Raw genomic sequence first — 23755 nt, 5'->3', positions numbered from 1 at the left:
AACAATGGCAGAAGTAACAATCTTAGGGCTTGGCAACCTGCTTTGGGCAGATGAAGGGTTCGGCGTCAGAGCGGCGGAAAAGCTGTTTGAACAGTATGCCGATAACGAGAAAGTTGACGTTGTTGATGGCGGTACGCAGGGGCTGGCGCTGCTGCCCTGGCTGCAACAGACCGAAAAACTGTTAATCATGGATGCTATCGATTTTGGTATGGCGCCAGGTTCGCTGGCGATGTTTCGTGATGAACAGGTTCCCGCCTATCTGACGGCGAAAAAACTCAGTTTACATCAGACCAGTTTTTCTGAAGTGCTGGCATTGCTGCAATTAACCGGCGGCCAGTTATCGGAGATTGTGCTGATTGGCGTGCAGCCGGAATGTCTGGATGACTATGGCGGGAGTCTTACGCCGCAGGTAAAGGCGCAACTGATGCCTGCGGTCTATCTCGCGCAGGAAGTGCTGGCGCAATGGGGTATCACCGCCTCTTCAGCGGCCTTGCCCACTGAAAGACTCAATCATTACAGCCTGTGTATGGAACGCTACGAAGATGAACGCCCAGATGCGCAAAGCGCTTGCCGGGTCGGCGATATTCGGGTGCTACAGAGAGAGAAATCATAATGTGTATTGGCGTTCCTGTGCAGGTTATTTCACCCGGTCAGTGGTTCGCCAAATGCCGCGACCGACACGGCGAGCTTATCGACGTTGATATTCGGCTTGTGGCTCCCCCCTTAGCAGGCGCATGGCTGCTGACATTTGGCGGCGCAGCACGACGAGAAATGGACGAAGCGGAAGCCGCTGAGGTACTGGCGGCGCTGGACTCACTGGAACAGGCCATGCTCACGCAAAGCGATCCGCTGACCGGTTTTGCCGATTTATTGTCTCGCACGCCTGAATTACCGGAGCATTTAAAAAAATGACTATCTCACCCCAAAATCCTGTTTGTCCACTGGCGGATAAAGGCTTTCTGGTTACCGATGCGCAAACGCTCCCGTCGTTGATTAATGCGCATCCGACTGTGCTAGTTTTGCTGCAAAGCGACCCCAACAAACATCCGGAGGTCGCCGACAGTTGGGTCATCATCCCGGAGATCCTCAAGCAATTTCCGGCGACGTCTTATACCGCGGCATTTGCGGATAGCGAACAGAGTGAACTGATCGCCCGGGAGTATCGCATTCTGAAATATCCGGCGCTGCTTTTCTTTCGCCAGCACCGTTTTGTCGGCAGTCTGGCGGGATTATATAGCTGGCAAGAATACTCTCAGCGGGTGGCCGCATTGCTGACCACACCGGGCTATCGTCAGGATATTCCCGTTATCACGCAATAGAATGAAAGGTAACACACGTGAATCATTCCAGAACTATTCCAGTCGTTAATATTGCCGGACCAGGCTCGCAGCCAGAAGAGGAAGACTTTAACTTTCTTCCTATCCCCGCCGGCATTAATCTCCCGCTGACGCCGGTTTTACCGGAACAGGCGCTGCCCGCTGAGCTCCGTGTTGCCAGACACATCCTGACTACGCTTATTCGCGATATGGATAACCCAGTGGCAACGCTCCCCTTTCCCCTGAGCTATAAGCTGAATGCCACTGAGCAACAGAATAGCGGTTTATTGGATCAACTGCTCGGCGAAGGTGAAATCTCCGCCCGGGTACTATTATCCGATGGAAAAGAACAGCGTATTCAGGAGACGGTTTTTACGGGCGTCTGGCGTGTGCGTGAATATAACGCTGACCAGCAACGGGTTGCCGATGAAATTATCATTGGCCCGATCCCGGAGAGCATCAGGCAGACGCATCCGCAGCCGCCGATTACGCCAGAATTGCCGCCACAACCGGCGGGATTGATGAATGGCGCCTTTATCGCGCATGAAATAGCCGAGCGCGTAAAACAGCCGGTAAAAGAGCCGCATATCATTAACTTAACGCTGTTGCCAGTAAACGATGCCGATCGCGAGTATCTGGATCATTTTTTAGGCGAAGGCTGTAGCGCTATTTTTTCACGCGGATATGGTAAATGCCGGATTGTAAGCACGCATTTTCCCGGCGTATGGCGGGTCAATTATTTCAATGATATGAACACATTACTGCAAGATATGATTGAGATAGCGGACATTCCTGATATCGCCGTTGCAGGCATCGATGATATCGAAGATGCCTACGCGGGGCTAAAAAATACGTTGGAATGGTTGAAAGAATACCCGGTTACAGAAAATGAGCCAGTGGTGCGCATGGAGTGCAAAGTATGTTGGTGGGTTTACGACCCTGCGCTGGGCGATGATGTATGGCAAATTCCACCCGGCGTGCCCTTCAGCCAGTTACCTGATTACTGGTGCTGTCCGGTTTGCGAAACCAGTAAGTCCGGGTTTATGGTGATCGATGAAGGTAATAGTTCGTGCAAAGATTGACCGTCTATTCTCACCCGCTACGGATTATCTGGCAGGAGGCGCCGATCGGTCGTTTGTTACAGGGCGCAACGCCGGTATACGCAAAAACGCTTATTTCACGTTTGTTTACGTTGTGCGCTCAGGCGCACAGCGCGGCGGCGGCTTTACTGTTGTTTCCTGAAGAGAAGCCAGATATGCAGGCCGCACAACAAGAGCTGGCGCGAGAAACACTCCGTCGCGCGTTGACCGACTGGCTCCCCCTGTTTAGCCACCGACAGGCAACCGCTGAAGAATGGGCGTTGTTACGTTGCGGAGAGTTATCCCCGCTGGCAAGCACAATCTTTTTTGACGATGATCCTCAGACCTGGCTTGCCGCTGGCGTAAAGGGCTGGGAAGCCTGGTTTTTGCAAGAGCGTTCTGAAACCGCCCGCTGGCTGGCGGCAGTACAGAATATCATTACACCTACACTACCGATGGCATCGTCCCCGGACCATACGTTAATAACCCATGGTCCCCTGGATGTCTCGCCTCTGGCTATCGAATATCCGCTACTGTCAGCCTGTTGTCTTAGCGGAAAAACGACTGCGCTACGTCTGCTGGCCCGCTGCATTACGCTCGCCCGAAGTTTGAGCGCCCTTCCTACCCTGCGCTGGAATCGTTTTGATGATGGCGAATGGAAAATAGCGGTAGTGGAAACCGCGCGAGGATGGTTAGTTCATCAGGCCAGACTGACGACGTCAGGCAATATTCTTGATTACCGTATTATCTCGCCTACCACACGTCACGCCCAATCTGACGGCGTCATTGCTCGCGAACTGGCCACTATTCCACTCTCATTGTGGTCGCAACAGTTACAGGTAATTGATCCTTGTGTCGCCGTAAATATTGTTGAATGAAGGAGCTGGCCCATGCATGAATTAGCCCTGGCGCAAAATATTATCGAATTGCTGGAGGAACAGGCAGTAAATCACCAGTTCAGCAAGGTAAAGCAAGTCTGGCTGGAGATTGGCGTTATGGCCTGTGTTGAGGTGCCGGCGCTGCATTTTGGCCTGGACGTCGCCTCTCGTCATACCCTTGCTGACAATGCGAGTTTCCACATTACTATCGCACCGGCGCAAGGTTGGTGTCTGTCCTGTAATCAACCCTTCACCTCTCAAACATCCACACTCTGTTGTCCCTTTTGTCATTCAGGCAAAGTGCAGATAGATGACAGTAGCAGAATGCGCATTCGCGAGATCGAAGTCGAATAGTCAACGAATAGTCAATAAAAAAGGACGCCAGAAGCGTCCTGAAATAATAAAAGAATAAATTAACAATAATAAAGGTTAAGCAGTGACACAGTTTTGGGAAAAGGAGGGTATCCCTAAACTGTCTTAATCAGCAAGTTTTATCAAAACTCGTAGACTAAGCCGAGCGCCACGGTGTTGTCTGTATTAGGATTCGATGGGTTGCCATCTTTTAGCAGATTGATTTTGTAGTCAACATACGCGGACATATTTTTATTGAAGTAGTAATAGGAACCCACATCAATATATTTCACAAGGTCGAACGAACCCAGTCCATCAACATCATTGGCTCTGGATTGCAGGAACGCCAGTGACGGGCGTAAGCCATTATCAAATTGATATTGCCCTACCATTTCCCAGTTATCGGTTTTATGTGCAAAGCCGCCCAATGTATCGCCCATATAGGTCATATCATAAGTACGGGTGTAGTTTGCCGCCAGGTAAATATTATTGGCATCATACTTCACGCCGCCAGTCCAGGCTTCAGCGCGGTCGCCATTGTCGTATTTATCTTGCGTCATCTGATCAAGCGTGCGTTTGGAACTGGTATAGGCTGCCCCCAGGCTCACCCCCATGCCCAAATCATATGTCGCTGATGCCCCGAAACCATCGCCATTCTGGTACGCGATACTTTTTCTGGCATTATTACTTAAAGGATCGCCTTCTTTCGACAGGCCGTCATTTTTACCCTGATACTGCAACGCAATATTCAGACCATCAACCAGACCAAAGAAATCATTATTGCGATAAGTCAGAACGCCATTCGCGCGTCCGGTCATAAAATTATCGGAAGCTTCATACGAATCATTACCAAATTCAGGCAGTACGTCAGTCCATGAACCAATGTCGTATAACACGCCATAGTTACGACCATAATCAACAGACCCCATATCGGCAAATGCCAAACCAGCAAAACCGAGACGCGTCCAGCTTTGCGGGGAACCGCTGGAGTCACCATCTTCCGGACGATTGGCGTTGACCTGATACTCCCACTGTCCAAAACCGGTTAGTTGATCGGTAATTTGAGTCTCGCCTTTAATACCCATACGGATATAAGATTGATCGCCATCCGTACTATGATTACTGGAAAAATAATGCAGGCCGTCGACCTTGCCATACAAATCCAGCTTATTGCCATCCTTGTTATAGATTTCTGCTGCGTTGGCGGCTCCAGCCATCATTACGGCTGCGGCTACCGCAGATAACACCACTACTTTTTTCATTTTATATGCCTTATTTGTCTTATTTTTGGACTTTCCGCAAAACCTGCTCGCGGAACTGTCCAGGACAATATCACTAACAATTACCGTGCGTTAAGTTTCAAAGTGTAATATTAGCTTGCTATGTATTAGTGATGTTAAAATGCAAGTTAAGCATGACTACATCAATGATATGCCCTGTTTTCTGCTGTAATAACAAGGGGGTTACCAGTAGAGAACTGGCTTACGGTCGGGGATGCCAGGGCGAGAATGGCACTGAACACTCGGCTGACATTCGTTAAGACGGAATCATAATCAAGTCAGTTGAGGCCACAGTCCTTCTTATTTTTGTGTATAATTTGTTACGTTTACATTTATTTCTAAATTAGCGTTATGAAAATATCAGTACTACTGAAATAGCACTTCTTCGCTTCGTGTATTTTTACTATGGTTAATTATCACATAGCGCAAACGGTCATTTGCATATCACTATTCATAAGATTAACTATTTACCAGCGGTAATAAACATAAAAGTAAGTCAATGGACAACAACAATACTGAAACTCTAAATGTTGATATTTTGAGTCATGTCGTTACAAACAAATACGATATTCTTAATTGCACTACTCCCTTTTCGGGGTAGTTTTATAGAAGGATGTTTTTTATTGTTCGTGAGCCATGCTCCTTTAGTATAAAAGTGAACGTAACAGGAAAGATAAAGCGTCTCAAAAACAGACCATATGGGTATAACTATTATGCAAAAAACGTCACTATTGTTTTCGGCCGCCGCGATAACGTTAACTCTGATGGTGTCATCGGCATCAGCGGCAACGCCAACCGCCGCACAAAATGAAGCTACGTCGACCGTTAAACAAGAAATTACAGAAGGCATTAACCGTTACCTTTATTCAATAGATAAGGCAGACCCAAAGTTAGGCAAGCAGCTCTTTTATGTTTCACCGGAAACCAGTTTTATTCATCCACGCGGTCACGAACGCGGATGGTCGCAGATCGCTGAAAATTTTTATGGCACCACTATGGGTAAAACTTTCAGTAAACGCACGTTAAAACTGGACGCTCCCCCTGCTATTCATGTGTATGGCAATGCCGCCGTTGCAGAGTTCGACTGGCATTTTACCGCGGTACGCCGTGATAATGGGCAGACTCAACACACGACAGGCCGCGAAAGCCAGGTGTGGGCGAAGATACCAAACACAGGATGGCGAATCGTTCATGTCCACTACTCCGGTCCAGCCAAAACCGGCGTTGGAGAAGGCTATTAAGCTTTGCTCTTCAGGTTATGGCGCAGATGAACATTCTGCGCCAGTTAAGACGATCTCAGGTCAGTTGATAGTGCTTATCCGGTATCCGTTTTGCCGGAATATCCCTTTCATCATTCATTTGCAGTAAATCGATTTCTATCGCATTGCATATCGCATCCAGCGGTAAATCATTATTTTCAGTACCGAACGGATCTTCCAACTCTTCCGCTAACGCATCCAGCGCGATAAACGTATAAGAAATAAGTACCGAAATAAACGGCGTCATATAGTGCAGATCAACCACCAGTGCAAATGGCAACATAATGCAGAAAAGATAAACCGTACGATGCAAAATTAACGTATAGGCAAAAGGCACCGGCGTGTTGGCGATGCGTTCACAGCCGGCCAACACTGACGACATATCATTTAAACGGTTGTTGAGGCTATGAAATAAAATATCGGAAAGCTTTCCGCTGCGGCGGCGAATCGCCAGCCACTCTCCCATCAGCAATAAGATACGGTTAGCGGGGGAATGGGAAGCGACAACTTTCTGTAACGCCTCCTGGTCAAGATAGTTGCCCAGAACTTGCGTTTGAGGCTGTCGACGCAATGTCATACGCAAACAGTGGGCAAAAGCGATTTGTAACCGAACAAAATCCTCGATACCGCGTTCATCAGGCAAGGTTGTTTTCACCTCTCGCAGTATTGAGCGTGAAGCGATCATCAACTGCCCCCACAAATGTCGCGCTTCGACGTAACGCGCATAACAGGCATTATTGCGAAACCCAAGAAAAATGGCGATAGCGACGCCCAGTATGCTAAACGGCGCAAGGGTAAACTTAATACCCAGCATTGTGTACCAGGGCAGCATGATAATAACGGCGATAGAAAGAAGAAAGTTAAGGAGCAGTCGTGAAAAGATTTTAGATAACACGGAACCATGCCAGACAAATATCAGGCGAATCCAGTGCTGTTGTGGTCTAACGATCATGATTATCTTCAGCAGGTAAAAAAGCACTGTCATTAAACGTGATCCAGATCAAGGTTGCAAGCTTCTGGTGATACACGGCTCCCCTGCCCTGTAGAACATTTTTTTGCACAGTGCTGACAGGCGTTGAAAAAAAACAACCAAATGTATGTTGTAACTAAAAAGACACTTCAGCACATGAGATATATGACGGTCAACGGCTGCTATCAGTGGTATAGGGTGATTTATCGGGGAAAGCGTCAGCAACGACGCGCTGCTCTACCGCTGATTCATTTGTATGACCAGCCAGTAATGGATAACGCTGACAATATACTGTTGCTGCGCTTCGCTCAGCGGTTCTCCCTGAGGTATCTGGTGCCACTTCGCCAGGCACCCGCGACAGCAGGTTGCCGTCGCATGTTGCGCGATAAATACCGGATGGCCCCGCATCGGCGTTTGCTTACCATCATTCGCCGGGTGAGCTGGCGCCAGTCGCTGGGCGATAAAATCGGCGGCGTGTTTATCAATCACCTCCGCGCCTTTATCCCAGCAATATTGTTTTTCTTTTATCCCGAGACGAAAACGCGAACGAAATGTCGATCGCGCCAGGCGGGCAAAGAGCGGTTCAAGCGCATTCATCAGTATACCGAACGTCCTAACGTTTGTGTTAATTGCTCAAGCGCGGCGATACCTGCCAGAGAGTTTCCCGCAGGATCCAGCTCCGGACTCCAGACGGCAATCGCCATTTCATGCGGCACTATGGCGACAATACCGCCGCCCACGCCGGATTTAGCGGGCAATCCCACCCGCCAGGCAAACTCTCCGGCATTCTGATACATACCGCTGGTCGCCATTAGCGCATTAATCTGCCGGGCCTGCATGGGGGTAACTACCGGCTCGTCGAGATGAAACGCCTCGCCCTGATTCGCCAGAAAGACAAACGTCCTCGCCAGTTCCATGCAGCTCATTTTCAACGCACAGTAGTGGAAGTAATTTTGCAACACGGTAGGCACATCATGATGAAAATTACCGAATGATTTCATCAGCCAGGCAATCGCGGCGTTACGGGCGGAATGCTCAAATTCAGAGCGCGCGACCGTAGCGTCATACGTAATATCCGATACGCCGCAAAGCGCGCGCACAACTTCCAGCATCCGCTGACGCGGCGCGCTAAGCCGCCCTTGCAACATGTCGCATACCACCAGCGCGCCCGCATTAATAAATGGATTACGCGGGATGCCTTGTTCCATCTCTAACTGAACCAACGAATTGAACGGCGAGCCGGAAGGATCTTTTCCGACGCGCTGCCAGATCTCCTCTTCCGGATAATGACGCATCGCCACCACCAGACTGAGCACTTTCGAAATAGACTGAATAGAGAAGCGTTCGTGCGCATCGCCCGCCTGATAATGCTGCCCATCCACGGTACAAATCGCTATCCCCAGCTTTGAACCCTCGACGGACGCTAATGCCGGAATATAGTCAGCGACTTTGCCCTGGCCAATGAGGGGGCGAACGCGCTGTAAAATCGTCTCTAAAATTACATTATCCATGGCCCTGGCCACAACATGCTCCTTGCTCGCAGGTCTGAAAAGGCCTGCGAGTATAGCAGAGGGCGCCACGCGACGTCAGGGCGATTAGACGCGATTCTTCCAGACGGTCTGCACATTACAAAATTCGTGTAAACCAAAGTGCGAAAGCTCGCGACCGAAGCCGCTTTTCTTCACCCCGCCGAATGCCACACGCGCATCGCTGGCGCTGTAACCATTAATGAATACCCCACCGCACTCAAGACGCGCCGCCATCTCCGCGGCCAGCGTATCGTCGGCGGTAAAGATCGTCGCCGACAGGCCAAACTCACTGTCATTCGCCAGCACGAGGGCGTGCGCCGCATCTTTTGCAACGGTAATGGCGGCAACAGGCCCAAAAAGCTCCTGACGAAATGCCGTCATGTCAGGTGTGACATCCGCCAGAACGGTCGCGGCATAATAGTTGCCCTCCCCGGCGATTTTCTCTCCGCCCAACAGTAGCCGTGCGCCTTCGGCGACGGAAGCCTGCACCTGTTGATGGAGTTCATCACGCAGATCAAAGCGCGCCATCGGCCCCAGGTCATTCTCTTCAACCAGAGGATCACCCATCTTTAATGCTGCGGCAGCCGCTACAAAGCGATCGGTAAACGCCTGCGCAATGCCCCCTTCGACAATAAAACGTTTGGCGGCGGCGCAGACTTGTCCGGTGTTTTGATAGCGTCCTGCAACCGCGGCTTTTACCGCCAGCTCGAGATCGGCATCATTGAGTACAATAAACGGATCCGAGCCACCCAGTTCCAGTACGCACTTTTTCAGCGCCGCCCCAGCCTGAGCGCCAATCGCCGCGCCGGCGCGCACGCTACCGGTCACCGTCACCGCCGCGATTCGCGGATCGTTAATCATCTGACTCACGCCCTCATTATTAGCGTTCACCCATCCATAGACGCCAGCGGGAGTACCGGCTTCCGCCAAGATTCGGGCTATCATCTGCGCGCAACCCGTGACATTGGGCGCATGTTTTAACAAGTAGCTATTCCCCGCCAGCAGTATCGGCACTGCCCCGCGTAACACCTGCCATAAAGGAAAATTCCACGGCATTATCGCCAGGATGACGCCCAGCGGACGGTATTCAATCACCGCCTGCTGATTTTCTACCAGCGTAGGCTCAGGATTCAGCATTGCCGGGCCATGTTCCGCATACCAGTCGCATAACGCGGCGGATTTCGTCACTTCCGCACGCGCCTGCTTTATGGGTTTACCCATTTCACGCGTAATACATTGCGCCATCTCTTCTGCATGAGCGCGAAGCGCCTGACCAATATCGCGTAATGTTTGCGCCCGTTGCGCTACCGATGTCATTTTCCACTTTTTGAAACCGCTCGCAGCCAGACTCAGCGCATGTTCAATCTCTTGCGCGTTAGCCCAGGGCATTGCCGCCAGCGTCTGGCCGGTCGCAGGATTCACGGATAACGCCTGTGTTGCAGTCATTATGGTCATGTTCTTTCTCTCGTTATCAGGGGAGTTATACCATCATGACGCCCTTTACCCTTTCTGAAAAATGAATAATATTAACCAGACTATTCACGAATTGAGAAAACCATGGACCTGACGCAACTGGAAATGTTTAACGCTGTCGCTCTCACGGGCAGCATTACGCAGGCGGCGGCAAAAGTGCACCGCGTTCCGTCCAACCTGACCACGCGTATCCGCCAGCTTGAAGCCGACCTGGGCGTCTCTCTGTTTATTCGCGAAAACCAGCGACTCAGGCTGTCACCAGCCGGGCATAACTTTTTACGTTACAGCCAGCAGATCCTGGCGCTGGTCGATGAAGCCCGCATGGTGGTTGCCGGAGAGGAACCGCAAGGACTGTTTTCACTCGGCGCGTTAGAAAGTACTGCCGCCGTACGTATCCCCGCGCTGCTGGCGGGTTATAACCAGCGTTACCCTAAAATTCAGTTCGCGTTAACGACCGGTCCTTCCGGCGCCATGCTGGATGGCGTGCTCGAAGGAAAGCTGAACGCCGCCTTTATTGATGGCCCGCTAATGCATCCGGGGCTGGAAGGTATACCGGCTTACCAGGAAGAGATGATGATCGTCGCGCCACACGGCCATTCCGTCGTTTCGCGGGCCAGCGAGGTGAATGGTTATAACATCTATGCTTTTCGCGCCAACTGTTCTTACCGACGGCATTTCGAAAGCTGGTTTCATGCCGATGGCGCGACCCCCGGTACGATTCACGAAATGGAGTCATATCATGGAATGTTGGCATGCGTAATTGCCGGCGCAGGTATTGCGCTGATGCCAGCAAGTATGCTCAACAGTATGCCAGGACATCATCAGGTGGAGGCCTGGCCGTTGGCGGAGAAGTGGCGCTGGCTTAACACATGGCTAATGTGGCGGCGCGGGGCGATGACGCGCCAGCTTGAGGCCTTTATCGAGTTACTTAACGCCCAACTGGCGAGCGTCGACTGAAGAAGAAACGGCCTGCGAAGTAAATGAGAAGCAGGTCACAAAATGATTGTCTTTTCGCCAGTAAACGTTTTAAGATCGCGGCCTCACCTTCTCGCAACTAACCCGAAATATTTTTATGACAATCAATCCAGTTTCCCGCAAGGTCGCGTGGCTACGGGTAGTTACGCTTGCTATTGCCGCTTTTATTTTCAATACCACAGAATTTGTGCCGGTTGGTTTGCTATCAGACATTGCTGAAAGCTTTCATATGCAAACCGCGCAGGTCGGCATCATGCTAACCATTTACGCCTGGGTAGTTGCCGTCATGTCGCTGCCTTTTATGCTTCTTACCAGTCAAATGGAGCGCCGTAAGCTACTCATTTGTCTGTTTGTTTTGTTTATTGCCAGCCATGTGCTCTCCTTTCTGGCATGGAACTTTACCGTGCTGGTCATTAGCCGTATTGGTATCGCTTTCGCCCACGCTATTTTCTGGTCGATAACCGCCTCGCTGGCGATCCGCCTGGCCCCTGCCGGGAAACGCGCGCAGGCATTAAGTCTGATAGCGACCGGCACCGCGTTGGCCATGGTGCTTGGGCTGCCGATAGGTCGCGTTGTTGGTCAGTATTTTGGCTGGCGCACCACCTTTTTTGCCATCGGCATGGGCGCATTAATTACGCTGCTATGTCTGATTAAGCTTCTACCGAAATTGCCGAGCGAGCATTCCGGCTCACTAAAAAGTTTACCTTTGCTATTCCGGCGCCCGGCGCTGATGAGCCTCTATGTGCTGACCGTCGTTGTGGTGACTGCGCATTACACAGCTTATAGCTATATTGAACCGTTCGTTCAGAATGTCGCCGGGCTCAGTGCGAATTTTGCTACCGTCCTGTTACTGATCCTCGGCGGCGCCGGGATCATCGGCAGCCTCGTGTTTGGTAAACTGGGTAATCGCCATGCCTCGTCGCTCGTCAGTATCGCTATTGCCCTGCTGGTTGTCTGTCTGCTTCTGCTGCTGCCTGCGGCGGATAGCGAAGCGCATCTGGCCATACTGAGCATTTTCTGGGGCATCGCGATTATGGTGATAGGGCTCGGTATGCAGGTGAAAGTACTGGCGCTGGCCCCGGACGCGACCGATGTCGCAATGGCGCTATTTTCAGGCATCTTTAATATTGGTATTGGCGCTGGCGCGCTGGTAGGCAATCAGGTGAGTTTGCACTGGTCAATGTCGGCCATCGGCTATATTGGCGCCATACCCGCCTGTGCCGCGCTGGTATGGGCTGTGCTCATATTCCGCAAATGGCCAGTGACGCTGGAAGAACAACCGCATTAAGACATTCGTCTGCCGGGAACAGGTTTCCGGCAGACGAAAATGCGCCTTAGTGGTACGTTTTAATAATTTCCAACACGCCGTTGATAATAAATTGCACGCCCATACACACCAGCAGGAATCCCATTAAGCGGGAGATCGCTTCAATCCCCCCTTTACCCACCAGCCGCATAATAGCGCCAGAACTGCGTAAGCATCCCCACAGGATCACCGCCACGGCAAGAAAAATAATCGGCGGCGCGACCATAATGACCCAGTCGGGAAACTCGCCGCCATGACGCACCGTGGAAGCGGAACTGATGATCATTGCGATGGTCCCCGGTCCTGCGGTGCTTGGCATAGCCAGTGGAACAAACGCAATATTGGCCGTCGGTTCGTCTGCCAGCTCCTCCGATTTGCTTTTCGCTTCCGGCGACTCATGCGCCTTCTGCTGCGGGAAAAGCATTCTGAAGCCGATAAACGCCACGATTAACCCCCCGGCGATCCGTAGCCCTGGAATCGAAATACCGAAGGTGTTCATAACTAACTGCCCGGCGTAGTACGCCACCATCATAATAGCGAAGACATAAACCGAAGCCATATAGGACTGCCGGTTGCGTTCCGCACTATTCATATTGCCCGCAAGGCCAAGAAACAGCGCCACGGTGGTTAGCGGATTGGCTAACGGGAGCAGTACGACCAGCCCCAATCCAATCGCTTTAAACAAATCCATCATAATACTATCTCTTACCCATCAGCGTTTCATGAACCGGAAGTATAAAGTGAAATTGCCCAGGCGCGCCATTTCGCCAGTGTGCAAGTTAATATCCTCTACAACCTATAACCTGTAATTATCAATTAGTTACAAGTTATCACAGCACAATACCCCGGACGCCTTTTAGCAAATCGTGGCATCGGCCAATTCATTTAGTTGACTTATACTTGCCTGGGCAATAGTATCTGACGAAATTAATTACTTGCCGGGGCAACCATTTTGAAAAGCACCAGTGATCTGTTCAATGAAATCATTCCGCTGGGTCGCTTGATCTACATGGTAAATCAAAAAAAAGATCGCCTGTTAAATAACTATTTATCCCCGCTGGATATCACCGCAACACAGTTTAAAGTGCTTTGCTCGATACGCTGCGCGGGATGTATTACCCCGGTTGAACTTAAAAAAGTGCTGTCTGTCGATCTCGGCGCATTGACGCGAATGCTCGACCGCCTGCTGTGCAAAGGCTGGATCGAAAGACTGCCGAATCCTAATGACAAACGCGGCGTACTGGTGAAGCTAACGCCGGACGGCGCGGCAATTTGTGAGCAATGTCATCAACGACCAGGGCAAGACCTGCATCAGGAATTAACAAAAAACTTAACGGCGGACGAAGTGGCAACGCTTGAGTATTTGCTCAAGAAAATTCTGCCGTAGACAAAAAAGAGGTATGACGATGTCCAGACGCAACACTGACGCTATTACTATTCATAGCATTTTGGACTGGATCGAGGATAACCTGGAGTCGCCGCTCTCACTGGAAAAAGTGTCTGAGCGTTCAGGATATTCCAAATGGCACCTGCAACGGATGTTTAAAAAAGAGACCGGTCATTCATTAGGCCAATACATCCGCAGCCGTAAGATGACGGAAATCGCGCAAAAATTAAAAGAGAGCAACGAGCCCATTCTCTATCTGGCGGAACGCTATGGCTTTGAGTCACAGCAAACATTGACCCGGACGTTCAAAAACTATTTTGATGTGCCGCCACACAAATACCGGATCACCAATATGCATGGCGAATCACGGTATATGCTGCCGCTGAACCATGGCAACTACTAGTTTGTTTATGCGCCACGCGAAGAGCACTATGAAAATGCTGTTTCCCGCCCTGCCGGGTCTGTTACTTATCGCCTCCGGATATGGCATTGCAGAACAAACTTTGTTACCTGTGGCGCAAAATAGCCGCGATGTGATGCTGCTGCCCTGTGTAGGCGATCCGCCAAATGACCTTCACCCCGTGAGCGTGAACAGCGATAAGTCAGATGAATTAGGCGTGCCCTATTATAACGACCAACACCTTTAACCTCTTTGCCCCGTTTTGCGGGGCATTTTTTTAGTACCGTCTGGCTATGACAAGTCCGCCGCTATTACCCCGCGGCATGGTCTGAAATTAGCGTTTGTCTTCTTAGTAACATAATGCCTCATCCCCTGACACGCGCAGTACGGCGCACACGAAATCCAAACACATTGATATAGAGTCCAGCCATAATCAGTACTGCGCCCGCAAGTTGCATCCCGGTCAACGTTTCCCCGAGTAACACCGCGGCGCTCGCCAGCCCGACTACCGGCACCAGCAATGATAACGGCGCTACGCGCCAGGTCTCATAACGTCCCAGTAACGCGCCCCAGATGCCGTAGCCAAGTATAGTGGCGACAAAAGCCAGATACAGCAGCGACAATATCGTCGTCATATCAATGGTAATAAGGCTTTGCGTAATGTGATCCGCCCCCTCCAGTAGCAGCGATGACAGCAGGAACGGCAGGATCGGGATCAGCGCGCTCCAGACCACCAGCGACATCACCGCCGGGCGCGGGCTATGTTGCATAATTTTTTTATTAAAGATATTGCCGCAGGCCCAGCTAAATGCCGCCGCCAGAGTCAGCATAAATCCCGACATCGCTATATGCTGTCCGTTGAGACTGGCTTCAATCAATACCAGTACACCTATAATCGCCAGGGCGATCCCCGCCAACTGCTTACGTTGTAACCGCTCGCTAAAAACAAACGCCCCCAAAGCCATGGTAAAAAAGGCCTGCGCCTGTAATACCAGCGACGCCAGTCCTGCGGGCATACCAAACTTTATCGCGCAAAAGAGAAAGGCGAACTGCCCAAAGCTTATCGTCAGGCCATAGCCCAGCAACAGCGTAAGCGGGACTTTAGGCCGGGCGACAAAGAAAATTGCCGGAAACGCCACCAGTAAAAATCGTAATCCTGCCAGCAATAATGGCGGCATATGGTGCAGGCCTACTTTGATGACAACAAAATTGAGCCCCCATACGACAACCACCAGTAACGCCAAAAAACCGTCTTTACGCGACATCATCGGCCCCTGTCATTATTAAAATTTTGTAAAAAGGTAAGTTATCGGAAATCAGTGCGCCATAACAGGACTTTTCTTTTTACCGTGAGCATGGCATTGAACAACACACGATGGGCAAAATCCTGCGTTATGGTATGTTAAGACTACGCTATAGCGTATAGACATCATGCTTTTGCGGGCACGGTAGATTAAAACGTCCCGATACGTAACCTCCATTTCAGGCAGGAAAAATGAATCCAGGATTGAGACGTTCGACGTTGGCTCTACTCGCCTCATCGCTGTTATTGACAATTGGACGCGGCGCCACGCTCCCCTTTATGACCATCTATCTTAACCGTCAGTACGGTTTAGGCGTGGATCTGATTGGCTACGCGCTGACCAGCGCGTTAACGATCGGCGTCGTCTTTAGTCTTGGCTTTGGGATTCTGGCGGACAAGTTTGATAAAAAGCGCTACATGTTACTCGCGATTATCGCCTTCGCCTGCGGATTTATCGCCATCCCAATGGTGCACAATGTCGTACTGGTTGTCCTGCTTTTTGCGCTTATTAACTGCGCCTATTCGGTTTTTTCTACCGTCCTGAAGGCCTGGTTCGCCGATAATCTCACCGCGACAACAAAAACACGGATTTTTTCGCTCAACTATACCGTACTCAATATCGGCTGGACGGTTGGCCCGCCGCTCGGCACGCTGCTGGTGATGCAAAGCATCAATTTACCCTTCTGGCTTGCCGCCATCTGTTCCGCATTTCCGCTGGTCTTTATTCAGGTATGGGTGACACGTTCGGTTGCCGCCAGCGAGGGGAAAAATGCCGCTATCTGGTCTCCCTCCGTTCTGCTGCGCGACAAAGCATTATTGTGGTTTACGCTTTCGGCATTTCTGGCCTCCTTTGTGGGGGGCGCCTTTGCGTCCTGTATTTCACAGTACGTTATGGTCGTTGCCGATAGCGGCTTCGCGGAAAAAGTGGTAGCCGTCGTTCTGCCGGTTAATGCGGTTATTGTGGTCAGTTTGCAATACGCCGTGGGCCGCCGACTTACCGCCGTCAATATTCGACCAATGATGACGACCGGCACCGTCTTTTTTATCGCCGGGCTCATCGGATTTATTTTTTCAGGCGACAATCTGTTTTTTTGGGGGCTTTCAGCGGCAGTATTCACGATTGGCGAAATTATTTATGCCCCCGGCGAATATATGTTAATTGACAACATTGCGCCTGCCGGGATGAAAGCCAGCTATTTTTCAGCGCAATCGCTGGGCTGGCTGGGTGCGGCGGTAAACCCGCTGGCCAGCGGCGTCATCCTGACGACGCTTCCCGCCTGGTCGCTTTTCGTTGTCCTGATAATCGCCATTGTGTTCGCCTGGGCACTGATGTTAAAAGGAATGCGGATTACCCCTACGCAACAGGCTATCACCTGTTAATTATCTGCAGCCAGTGATGTGCGCTGTTTCTGGCGCACCGGGTTAACCCTATATATTGCAGGCTAATTATCTGCTGTCACTGCGATAATTCAGGAATATTCCTGGGCGCTGACGAAAATATTCTAATGCTTTACCCTTCCAGTAAAATAAATACGCAATTCAGACTTTGCTTAAGTATAAATTAGTACTATAGTCTGTACGAGGTTTTTTAAAAAAGAGGATGCACGCTAAAATAAGGAGAAACGAGATGTTAGGCAGTATTAACCTTTTTATCGTTGTATTAGGAATTATTTTATTTTCCGGATTTCTGGCCGCCTGGTTCAGTCACAAATGGGATGATTAATGAACGGAGATAATCCCTCGCAGAGCCGGCCCCTTGCTGCATCGTTGCGCAAGGGGCCGCTTTTGTCTGGATGGCAGGCAAAAAAAACCGCCGGTTCACCAGCGGTAAATGCTTGCATGGATAGATTTGTGTTTTGCTTATACGCTACCGGGCAAATTCTTGCGAGGATAACGGATCGCTAACGACTGTAGCACCGTCAATATCAATGAAGCTTAAACGATACGCAACCAGACCTGAATAAGACATTATGGGACCTTTTGTCCCCCAGGCGCTTTTACAAGACCCATGGTATCAGGCCAGCCGCATGCCCCGTATGGCTGACCTGGAGATTGCCGGTTAGCGCGCGTTATTTTTGCAGTCGGTTCACGCGAACAAGCGGTTCCTTCGCTTTCTTGTCCAGACTACCGTTAATGTTGATCATTTGATCCGGCTGAACTTCCCGCCCATCAAATACGGCGGAAGGAATTATCACGTTAATCTCGCCGGATTTATCACGAAATACATAGCGATCGTCGCCTTTATGATCAATAAGGTTGCCGCGCAGCGAAACGGTCGCGCCATCATGCAGGGTTTTTGCCTGTTCGATGGTCATTTTTTCTGCATCATCCGTACCGCGATAACCATCCTCAATAGCATGAGGCGGCGGCGGTGCCACGTCTTTTTTTAATCCCCCTTGATCATCCGCTAGCGCGTAAGGCATTATCAGAAAACTTAAAAATGCAGCCACCTGTAGTTTCATGCTCTCTCCTTAATAACGTCTATTTGACGTATTAAGCCTGGCCGCTATTTTTAGTTTTTACAAACATGAATTTACCCGCAGAATATTAAGCAATAAAATCAACCCATCCGGATTAATATGCAACCGACATCAGCGCCGGTGAGCGCGAAAGCGTAACGGCGTAATAGAGAACTTGCCACATAGCTGAAGTCATATGCATCAACGTTTTGATAGCAATTCAGATTAATCGGCTTTATTTTTTGAGGATAATGGCCTTACGCATAATCAATGACTGTCATCGCCGCAGGAAAGTAAGCAAGTTATGCAACAGCGGGTTTGTTGGTAACTGGATAAAATAATCATTCACTGACAATGTCATAAAATAAATATGCCATACTTGAGAAGAACGAACAGATTTCATTTGTCTCTGTAACGGAAAAATAAACGATGAGATTAGAACAGCACGATATTGTCACCCTTGATGAAGCCGAATCCGTCGATAGCCTGACAAAAAAACTTGGTGATTTACTGGTTAACCAGAAACTCCGTCTGACCACTGCAGAATCCTGCACTGGCGGGAAACTGGCTTCAGCATTGTGCGCAGCAGAAGATACGCCCTCATTTTACGGTGTGGGGTATGTCACCTTTACTGATGAAGCCAAAGCAAAAATCTTACGCGTACAACGCCACAGCCTTGCCGAACATACCGCCGTCAGCGAAGCGGTCGTTACTGAAATGGCACAGGGCGCTAAGGATCAGGCTGAGGTCAATATTAGCATAGCGATCAGCGGCTATGGCGGTCCGGAAGGCGGCGAAGATGGCACGCCGGCGGGCACCGTTTGGTTTGCCTGGAATATTAACAATACAACTTTTACAAGCCGACAACATTTCAACGGAGATTGTCAGGAAGTATTAGAAAAATGCGTACGCTTCGCCCTCGCTGAATTGCTTTTTCTGTTAACGAAGAAAGCATAAACAATAATTTTATCTGGCCGGCCAGAATAACTCCCGGTCAGAATAAAAAAAATGCGAGCCTATGGCTCGCATCGTATGTACAATATTTCAGAATATATTTACGAAATATCAGGAGTAAAATTAATTGCCGGATTTCCGTCCGCCACTGTGGCTATTCTGGCCACCTTTTTTACCCGCTTCAGATGCACGTTGTGGGTCGTTTTTAAAGTTCCCACCACTATGCTGGCCGCCTTTACGACCTGCTTCTGAGGCTTTCTCTTTATCTTCTGCAAAATTACCGGAACCGCCGCGATGTTCTGCCATAATATAATCCTCATGATGATGTTGCGTTTTAAATATGATATGTCTTCTCATATCATGTGATACAGTTCTAAATCTAGTCGCCCTGTGCGCAGTGTCAAATTCATTTCTGCATTATTTACATAATACCACCACATGGCGGAAAATATATTTTTTGAAAACATCAACAGCGAAGCGGTAATAAATCTTTGGCAATCAAGCCACCACGAGAAAATAAGTAGAAAAATCCGAATGCACACCCTTGTTATATTCAGACAATTTAACCCCATAAATTTAACTGGCTGTCATCAGAAGTGCAGGATTCATTTTCAGGCGGTTGTTCGACAGTGCCGAACAACCGTATCAGCTTAGCGATCGAGCCCACGATATTGCAACATGGGGTCAATATGCGGTTCATGTCCACGCCAGTCTGAATAAAGCGTTTCTAAATCAGTACTATTCCCCCGGGAAAGGATAGCATCACGAAAACGCTGCCCGTTTTCACGCGTCAGGCCGCCCTGCTCTACAAACCATTGATAACCGTCATCCGCTAACATTTGCGTCCAAAGATAGGCGTAGTATCCCGCTGCGTAGCCGCCGCCGAAGATATGGGCAAAATAACTGCTGCGATAGCGGGGCGGCACCGCCGGTAAATCAAGATGCTCGGCGGCCAGCGCCTGCTGCTCGAACTCAGCGACAGACTGCTCTGCTACGCTCTCCTCCAGCATATGCCAGCGCATATCCAGCAATGCGGCGCCGAGCAATTCAGTCATATCGTAACCTTTATTAAATAAACTCGCCTTGCGCATTTTTTCCTGTAAATCAGCAGGCATTTTTTCACCGCTGTCGACATGACGCGCGTAGCGTTCGAACACGCGTGGATGGCTCGCCCAATGCTCATTAATCTGGGAGGGAAACTCGACAAAGTCGCGGGGCGTATTGGTACCTGAAAGCGTGGCATAGCGCTGGACGGCAAACAAACCATGTAACGTATGACCAAACTCATGGAAGAGCGTAATAACGTCGTCCCAAAGCAGTAATGCAGGCTGCCCATCAACAGGTTTCTGATAGTTACAAACATTGTATATAACGGGCCGGGTTTCATTGAGTGTGGATTGCTCGACAAAATTCCCCATCCACGCGCCGCCGCTTTTCGAGTCCCGCGCGAAGAAGTCGCCATAAAATAACGCCATGCCGACACCATCGGAGTCGAAAATCTCCCACACCCGAACATCAGGGTGATACACCGGAATGTCAAAACGCTCGACGAAGGTGATGCCGAATAGCTGGTTGGCGGTCCAGAAAACCCCCTCTTGCAACACCGTATTTAAGGCAAAATAGGGCTTCAGTTGCGCTTCATCTAACGCATATTTTTCCCGCCGTACCTGTTCGGCATAGAACATCCAGTCCCAGGCCTGAACGGTGTAGCCGCCCTGCTCACCATCAATGACGTTCTGAATTTCCGCCTGTTCATTGAGTACACGCTGACGCGCTGGCGGCACAATGCCACGCATAAAGCTCAGTGCGGCTTGCGGCGCTTTCGCCATCTGATCGGCCATTTTCCATGCGGCATAATTGGGGAAACCCAGCAGTTTTGCCTGACAGCGACGAATCTCTACCAGACGCTGAACGATAGCGCGGGTATCGTGGGCATCTCCTTTTTCCGCCCGAGTCCATGACGCTGCGAATAAATTTTCGCGGGTCTGGCGATCGCGCAGCGTAGCAAGCGCAGGCTGTTGCGTCGTATTAAGGAGCGGAATGAACCAACGCACCTCCAGGCCTTTTTCACGCGCCGCTTCAGCAGCGACGGTCATTTCTTCCGGGCTTAATCCTGCCAGGCAATGCGCGTCATCTACCGCCAGCCCGCCCGCTTTACTTGCCGCCAGCAGACGCTGATTAAACTGACTCATTAAGGTCGCTGATTCGGTATTCAATACTTTCAGTCGCGCTTTATCCTCTTCGGCAAGCTGCGCGCCTGCCAACACAAAACGCTGATGGATAACATCGACCAACCGTAGCGACTCATCATCCAGCCCCAGTGAGTGACGCTGTTGCCAGACGGCATCCACGCGAGCGAATAACGCGCTATTCAGATAAATATCGTTGGAGAGCGCCGCCAGCTCGGCAGAAAAGGCCTCATCCAACCGCTGGAGTTCATCGTTAGTGTGTGCGGCCGTCATCGCGAAAAAAACGCTGGTGACGCGTGACAGAAGCGCCCCGCTTTGCTCCAGCGCCAGAAGCGTATTCGTAAAGTCAGGGGCCGCCGGATGATTGACGATGGCCTCGATTTCCACGCGTTTTTGCCGCACGCCCTCATCAAAAGCAGGACGATAATGGCAATCTTTGATCCGATCAAAACGCGGTGCCTGATAAGGCAACATACTCTGGTCTAACAAAGGATTCGTCGACATTTTTCACTCCTGAAAATAGGTTGATCATAAGAGTAAGCTTCCCCCTATGCTGACCGCAACCGTGTTAACCAGGATTACCCTTTCATAAACGCCGCGTGCTATGGTAATACAACACAAAAAGCGTTGAGGAACTGTGTGATGATCGTTTTAGTAACTGGAGCAACCGCAGGGTTTGGCGAGTGCATTGCACGCCGTTTTGTTGAGAATGGACATAAAGTCATTGCCACGGGACGTCGTCATGAACGCCTGCAAGCGTTAAAAGATGAGCTTGGCGAGAACGTATTGACCGCCCAACTGGACGTGCGCAACCGCGCGGCCATCGAAGAGATGATGGCCTCTCTGCCTGCGCAGTGGCGCGATATTGATGTGCTGGTCAATAACGCCGGTCTGGCGCTGGGCCTTGAACCGGCGCATAAAGCCAGCGTAGAAGACTGGGAAACTATGATCGATACTAATAATAAAGGCTTAATTTATATGACCCGCGCCGTGCTGCCAGGAATGGTCGAACGTAATCGCGGTCATATCATTAACATCGGTTCAACCGCCGGCAGTTGGCCTTATGCTGGTGGCAACGTCTATGGCGCGACGAAAGCCTTTGTGCGCCAGTTTAGCCTGAATTTGCGCACGGATTTACACGGCACGGCGGTTCGCGTGACCGACATTGAACCGGGTCTGGTTGGCGGTACCGAGTTTTCCAGCGTCCGTTTCAAAGGCGACGATGAGAAAGCGGGTAAAACCTACGAAAATACCACCGCGCTCACGCCAGAAGACATTACCGAAGCGGTATGGTGGGTGGCCACACTCCCCGCGCATGTGAATATTAATACCGTTGAAATGATGCCTGTTACCCAATCCTTCGCAGGGCTCAGCGTCCACCGTAGCTAAGGGGTTATACCCGGTCTGCGGGCCGGGTAATCCCTGGCAAACGTATCTGCAACCAGAAACATGATCGGTATAGACCGCCACGGAAAAGTGGTAGAGTATCCGGGTCAACCGCCTAAAAAGTAAGAATGAATGACCGTCGAAACGCAGCTTAACCCTACACAGCCTGTCAACCAGCAAATTTACCGTATTCTTCGGCGTGATATCGTGCATTGTCTTATCCCGCCTGGCACGCCGCTATCAGAAAAAGAGGTCTCAACCCGTTTTAACGTTTCGCGTCAACCGGTGCGCGAGGCTTTTATAAAGCTGGCGGAAAATGGGTTGATTCAGATCCGCCCTCAGCGCGGTAGTTATGTGAATAAGATTTCGCTTTCTCAGGTACAGAATGGCTGTTTTGTACGGCAGGCGATCGAATGCGCGGTGGTCCGCCGTGCTGCGGCGATGATCACCGACAACCAGTGCTATCAACTGGCACAAAACCTGCACCTGCAACATATTGCTATCGAGCGCAAACAGATTGATGATTTTTTCCAGCTTGATGACGATTTCCACCAAAAGCTGGCGCAGATCGCCGATTGCCAGTTAGCGTGGGATACCATTGAAAATATCAAAGCGACAATCGACCGGGTTCGCTATATGAGTCTGGATCATGTTTCTCCGCCGGAGATGTTGTTGCGCCAGCACCATGATATTTTCTCCGCGCTGGAAAATCGTGACGGCAATGCGGTTGAGAGCGCAATGACCCAGCATTTGCAGGAAATTAGCGAATCCGTCCAGCTTATCCGTCAGGAAAACAGCGGCTGGTTTAGCGAAGAGTAACCCCCTTTAACGTCGGGGTGAGACGCCTTCTCCGCTTTCTCACCCTGCACATTCCCGCCTAAAAAGCCGTGAGCTTGATCAAAAACAAAAAAAATTCGCAACGATAAGCGTATTTATATGTCGCCCTTCATGCGGGGAAACCTGCGGGCTTTGGCTGTAAGTTTGAAAGGAGAAAACACCATGATGACATACGATCGTAACCGTAACGCAATCACTACCGGTAGCCGGGTCATGATAAGCGGCACGGGTCATACCGGGATTATCAAAGCCATTGAGAGCGAAGGTCTGGATGCAGGTCAAATTCGCCGCGGCAAAACGGTGATTGTCGAAGGTTGTGAAGGTAAATTCGCGCCGGTCGAACTGATTCGTCTTGGCATGAACTGATACCACAGGCCGCCAGGAACCGTTCCGGCCTTCCCGGTAGCATAATGCTACCGGGTCT

28 protein-coding genes are annotated in these 23755 nt (G+C 50.4%); 18 read left to right on the top strand and 10 right to left on the bottom strand.

Going from position 1 to position 23755, the window contains the following annotated elements; translation table 11 throughout:
• Positions 1-4 precede the first annotated feature (4 nt).
• Genes hybD through hypA form a run of 6 tightly spaced genes read left to right on the top strand, consistent with a single transcriptional unit; the run spans position 5 to position 3627 of the window.
• Positions 5-613: a HyaD/HybD family hydrogenase maturation endopeptidase gene (hybD, locus tag ACLJRS_RS03695; protein WP_000852664.1), complete on the top strand. Its 609-nt coding sequence runs from the start codon at positions 5-7 to the stop codon at positions 611-613.
• Complete coding sequence (gene hypC / locus ACLJRS_RS03690; RefSeq protein WP_000334904.1) at positions 613-912, top strand: HypC/HybG/HupF family hydrogenase formation chaperone; 300 nt, start codon at positions 613-615, stop codon at positions 910-912. Before hybD ends, hypC begins: the two co-directional genes overlap by 1 nt.
• Positions 909-1319, top strand: a complete 411-nt coding sequence (locus tag ACLJRS_RS03685; protein WP_000155985.1) for a hydrogenase — start codon at positions 909-911, stop codon at positions 1317-1319. The genes hypC and ACLJRS_RS03685 overlap by 4 nt, the downstream gene beginning before the upstream one ends.
• A gap of 17 nt (positions 1320-1336) precedes the next feature.
• Positions 1337-2398 carry a hydrogenase expression/formation C-terminal domain-containing protein gene (locus tag ACLJRS_RS03680; protein WP_001016741.1) on the top strand — a complete coding sequence of 354 codons (1062 nt, stop codon included), beginning with the start codon at positions 1337-1339 and terminating at the stop codon, positions 2396-2398.
• Positions 2386-3273, top strand: coding sequence for a hypothetical protein (locus ACLJRS_RS03675; RefSeq protein WP_001189390.1), 888 nt, complete (start codon positions 2386-2388; stop codon positions 3271-3273). The genes ACLJRS_RS03680 and ACLJRS_RS03675 overlap by 13 nt, the downstream gene beginning before the upstream one ends.
• A gap of 12 nt (positions 3274-3285) precedes the next feature.
• On the top strand, positions 3286-3627 hold the full coding sequence (gene hypA, locus ACLJRS_RS03670) for a hydrogenase maturation nickel metallochaperone HypA (RefSeq protein ID WP_000544778.1): 342 nt from the start codon (positions 3286-3288) through the stop codon (positions 3625-3627).
• Between the two features lie 140 nt (positions 3628-3767).
• Here hypA and ompC read toward each other — a convergent pair whose 3' ends face one another.
• Positions 3768-4886 (bottom strand): porin OmpC, encoded by a 1119-nt coding sequence (gene ompC, locus ACLJRS_RS03665; RefSeq protein ID WP_000758335.1) that lies wholly within the window; start codon positions 4884-4886, stop codon positions 3768-3770.
• Between the two features lie 716 nt (positions 4887-5602).
• On the opposite strand from ompC, the gene ACLJRS_RS03660 reads away from it, so the two are divergent.
• The gene (locus tag ACLJRS_RS03660; RefSeq protein WP_410957749.1) at positions 5603-6145 is read left to right on the top strand and encodes a YybH family protein; all 543 of its coding nucleotides are present in this window, start codon (positions 5603-5605) and stop codon (positions 6143-6145) included.
• Positions 6146-6200: 55 nt separating this feature from the next.
• On the opposite strand, the gene ACLJRS_RS03655 is transcribed toward ACLJRS_RS03660, so the two are convergent.
• From ACLJRS_RS03655 to sad, 4 genes are all read right to left on the bottom strand, one after another.
• Positions 6201-7115, bottom strand: a complete 915-nt coding sequence (locus ACLJRS_RS03655; RefSeq protein ID WP_001562768.1) for a bestrophin family protein — start codon at positions 7113-7115, stop codon at positions 6201-6203.
• Between the two features lie 255 nt (positions 7116-7370).
• The gene (locus ACLJRS_RS03650) at positions 7371-7730 is read right to left on the bottom strand and encodes a DUF4186 domain-containing protein (protein ID WP_000992444.1); all 360 of its coding nucleotides are present in this window, start codon (positions 7728-7730) and stop codon (positions 7371-7373) included.
• Positions 7730-8656 carry a glutaminase B gene (gene glsB, locus ACLJRS_RS03645; protein WP_000090084.1) on the bottom strand — a complete coding sequence of 309 codons (927 nt, stop codon included), beginning with the start codon at positions 8654-8656 and terminating at the stop codon, positions 7730-7732. Before glsB ends, ACLJRS_RS03650 begins: the two co-directional genes overlap by 1 nt.
• A gap of 72 nt (positions 8657-8728) precedes the next feature.
• Entirely contained in the window at positions 8729-10117 is a 1389-nt protein-coding gene (gene sad / locus ACLJRS_RS03640; RefSeq protein ID WP_000154320.1) for a succinate-semialdehyde dehydrogenase, read from the bottom strand.
• 102 nt (positions 10118-10219) lie between these two features.
• On the opposite strand from sad, the gene ptrR reads away from it, so the two are divergent.
• Together ptrR and ACLJRS_RS03630 are read left to right on the top strand one after the other, a co-directional pair.
• Complete coding sequence (gene ptrR, locus ACLJRS_RS03635; RefSeq protein WP_000366539.1) at positions 10220-11092, top strand: putrescine utilization regulator PtrR; 873 nt, start codon at positions 10220-10222, stop codon at positions 11090-11092.
• 115 nt (positions 11093-11207) lie between these two features.
• Positions 11208-12398, top strand: a complete 1191-nt coding sequence (locus ACLJRS_RS03630) for a sugar transporter (protein WP_000154617.1) — start codon at positions 11208-11210, stop codon at positions 12396-12398.
• Positions 12399-12444: 46 nt separating this feature from the next.
• Here the strand turns inward: ACLJRS_RS03630 and ACLJRS_RS03625 are convergent, their stop codons facing one another.
• Entirely contained in the window at positions 12445-13110 is a 666-nt protein-coding gene (locus ACLJRS_RS03625; protein WP_000968968.1) for a MarC family NAAT transporter, read from the bottom strand.
• Between the two features lie 258 nt (positions 13111-13368).
• On the opposite strand from ACLJRS_RS03625, the gene marR reads away from it, so the two are divergent.
• From marR to marB, 3 genes are read left to right on the top strand one after another with little or no spacing between them, the layout of a single operon-like run.
• Positions 13369-13803 (top strand): multiple antibiotic resistance transcriptional regulator MarR, encoded by a 435-nt coding sequence (marR, locus tag ACLJRS_RS03620; RefSeq protein WP_000843434.1) that lies wholly within the window; start codon positions 13369-13371, stop codon positions 13801-13803.
• A gap of 19 nt (positions 13804-13822) precedes the next feature.
• Complete coding sequence (gene marA, locus ACLJRS_RS03615) at positions 13823-14206, top strand: MDR efflux pump AcrAB transcriptional activator MarA (protein ID WP_000091194.1); 384 nt, start codon at positions 13823-13825, stop codon at positions 14204-14206.
• A gap of 28 nt (positions 14207-14234) precedes the next feature.
• Positions 14235-14450: a multiple antibiotic resistance protein MarB gene (gene marB / locus ACLJRS_RS03610; RefSeq protein ID WP_000783049.1), complete on the top strand. Its 216-nt coding sequence runs from the start codon at positions 14235-14237 to the stop codon at positions 14448-14450.
• 118 nt (positions 14451-14568) lie between these two features.
• Here the strand turns inward: marB and eamA are convergent, their stop codons facing one another.
• Positions 14569-15471: an O-acetylserine/cysteine exporter gene (eamA, locus tag ACLJRS_RS03605; RefSeq protein ID WP_000987750.1), complete on the bottom strand. Its 903-nt coding sequence runs from the start codon at positions 15469-15471 to the stop codon at positions 14569-14571.
• 227 nt (positions 15472-15698) lie between these two features.
• Here eamA and ydeE point away from each other — a divergent pair, with 227 nt between their 5' ends.
• Positions 15699-16886, top strand: coding sequence for an efflux MFS transporter YdeE (ydeE, locus tag ACLJRS_RS03600; protein WP_001068056.1), 1188 nt, complete (start codon positions 15699-15701; stop codon positions 16884-16886).
• Positions 16887-17133: 247 nt separating this feature from the next.
• The gene (gene mgtS / locus ACLJRS_RS03595) at positions 17134-17229 is read left to right on the top strand and encodes a protein MgtS (RefSeq protein ID WP_000901531.1); all 96 of its coding nucleotides are present in this window, start codon (positions 17134-17136) and stop codon (positions 17227-17229) included.
• 346 nt (positions 17230-17575) lie between these two features.
• Here the strand turns inward: mgtS and ACLJRS_RS03590 are convergent, their stop codons facing one another.
• A complete protein-coding gene (locus ACLJRS_RS03590; RefSeq protein ID WP_000776348.1) occupies positions 17576-17968 on the bottom strand; it encodes a YdeI family stress tolerance OB fold protein in 393 nt (130 codons plus the stop codon).
• A 426-nt stretch (positions 17969-18394) separates the two neighbouring features.
• Here ACLJRS_RS03590 and ACLJRS_RS03585 point away from each other — a divergent pair, with 426 nt between their 5' ends.
• Complete coding sequence (locus ACLJRS_RS03585) at positions 18395-18922, top strand: 2-oxo-tetronate isomerase (protein WP_001235357.1); 528 nt, start codon at positions 18395-18397, stop codon at positions 18920-18922.
• Between the two features lie 120 nt (positions 18923-19042).
• Here the strand turns inward: ACLJRS_RS03585 and ACLJRS_RS03580 are convergent, their stop codons facing one another.
• Together ACLJRS_RS03580 and dcp are read right to left on the bottom strand one after the other, a co-directional pair.
• Entirely contained in the window at positions 19043-19225 is a 183-nt protein-coding gene (locus ACLJRS_RS03580) for a general stress protein (RefSeq protein WP_000807642.1), read from the bottom strand.
• Between the two features lie 344 nt (positions 19226-19569).
• Complete coding sequence (gene dcp, locus ACLJRS_RS03575; protein WP_000106274.1) at positions 19570-21612, bottom strand: peptidyl-dipeptidase Dcp; 2043 nt, start codon at positions 21610-21612, stop codon at positions 19570-19572.
• A 138-nt stretch (positions 21613-21750) separates the two neighbouring features.
• Between dcp and ydfG the strand changes: the two genes are divergently transcribed.
• The 3 genes from ydfG to ydfZ all read left to right on the top strand — a co-directional run bounded on the left by ydfG (position 21751) and on the right by ydfZ (position 23697).
• On the top strand, positions 21751-22497 hold the full coding sequence (gene ydfG / locus ACLJRS_RS03570) for a bifunctional NADP-dependent 3-hydroxy acid dehydrogenase/3-hydroxypropionate dehydrogenase YdfG (RefSeq protein WP_000636564.1): 747 nt from the start codon (positions 21751-21753) through the stop codon (positions 22495-22497).
• Between the two features lie 129 nt (positions 22498-22626).
• Positions 22627-23313, top strand: a complete 687-nt coding sequence (locus ACLJRS_RS03565; RefSeq protein ID WP_000215563.1) for a GntR family transcriptional regulator — start codon at positions 22627-22629, stop codon at positions 23311-23313.
• A 180-nt stretch (positions 23314-23493) separates the two neighbouring features.
• Positions 23494-23697: a putative selenium delivery protein YdfZ gene (ydfZ, locus tag ACLJRS_RS03560; RefSeq protein WP_000989267.1), complete on the top strand. Its 204-nt coding sequence runs from the start codon at positions 23494-23496 to the stop codon at positions 23695-23697.
• The last annotated feature ends 58 nt before the right edge of the window (positions 23698-23755 follow it).

The organism is Salmonella sp. SAL00670 (assembly GCF_046552235.1).
GTDB classification, from domain to species: domain Bacteria; phylum Pseudomonadota; class Gammaproteobacteria; order Enterobacterales; family Enterobacteriaceae; genus Salmonella; species Salmonella enterica.
This window is presented reverse-complemented; position numbering and strand designations above follow the sequence as displayed.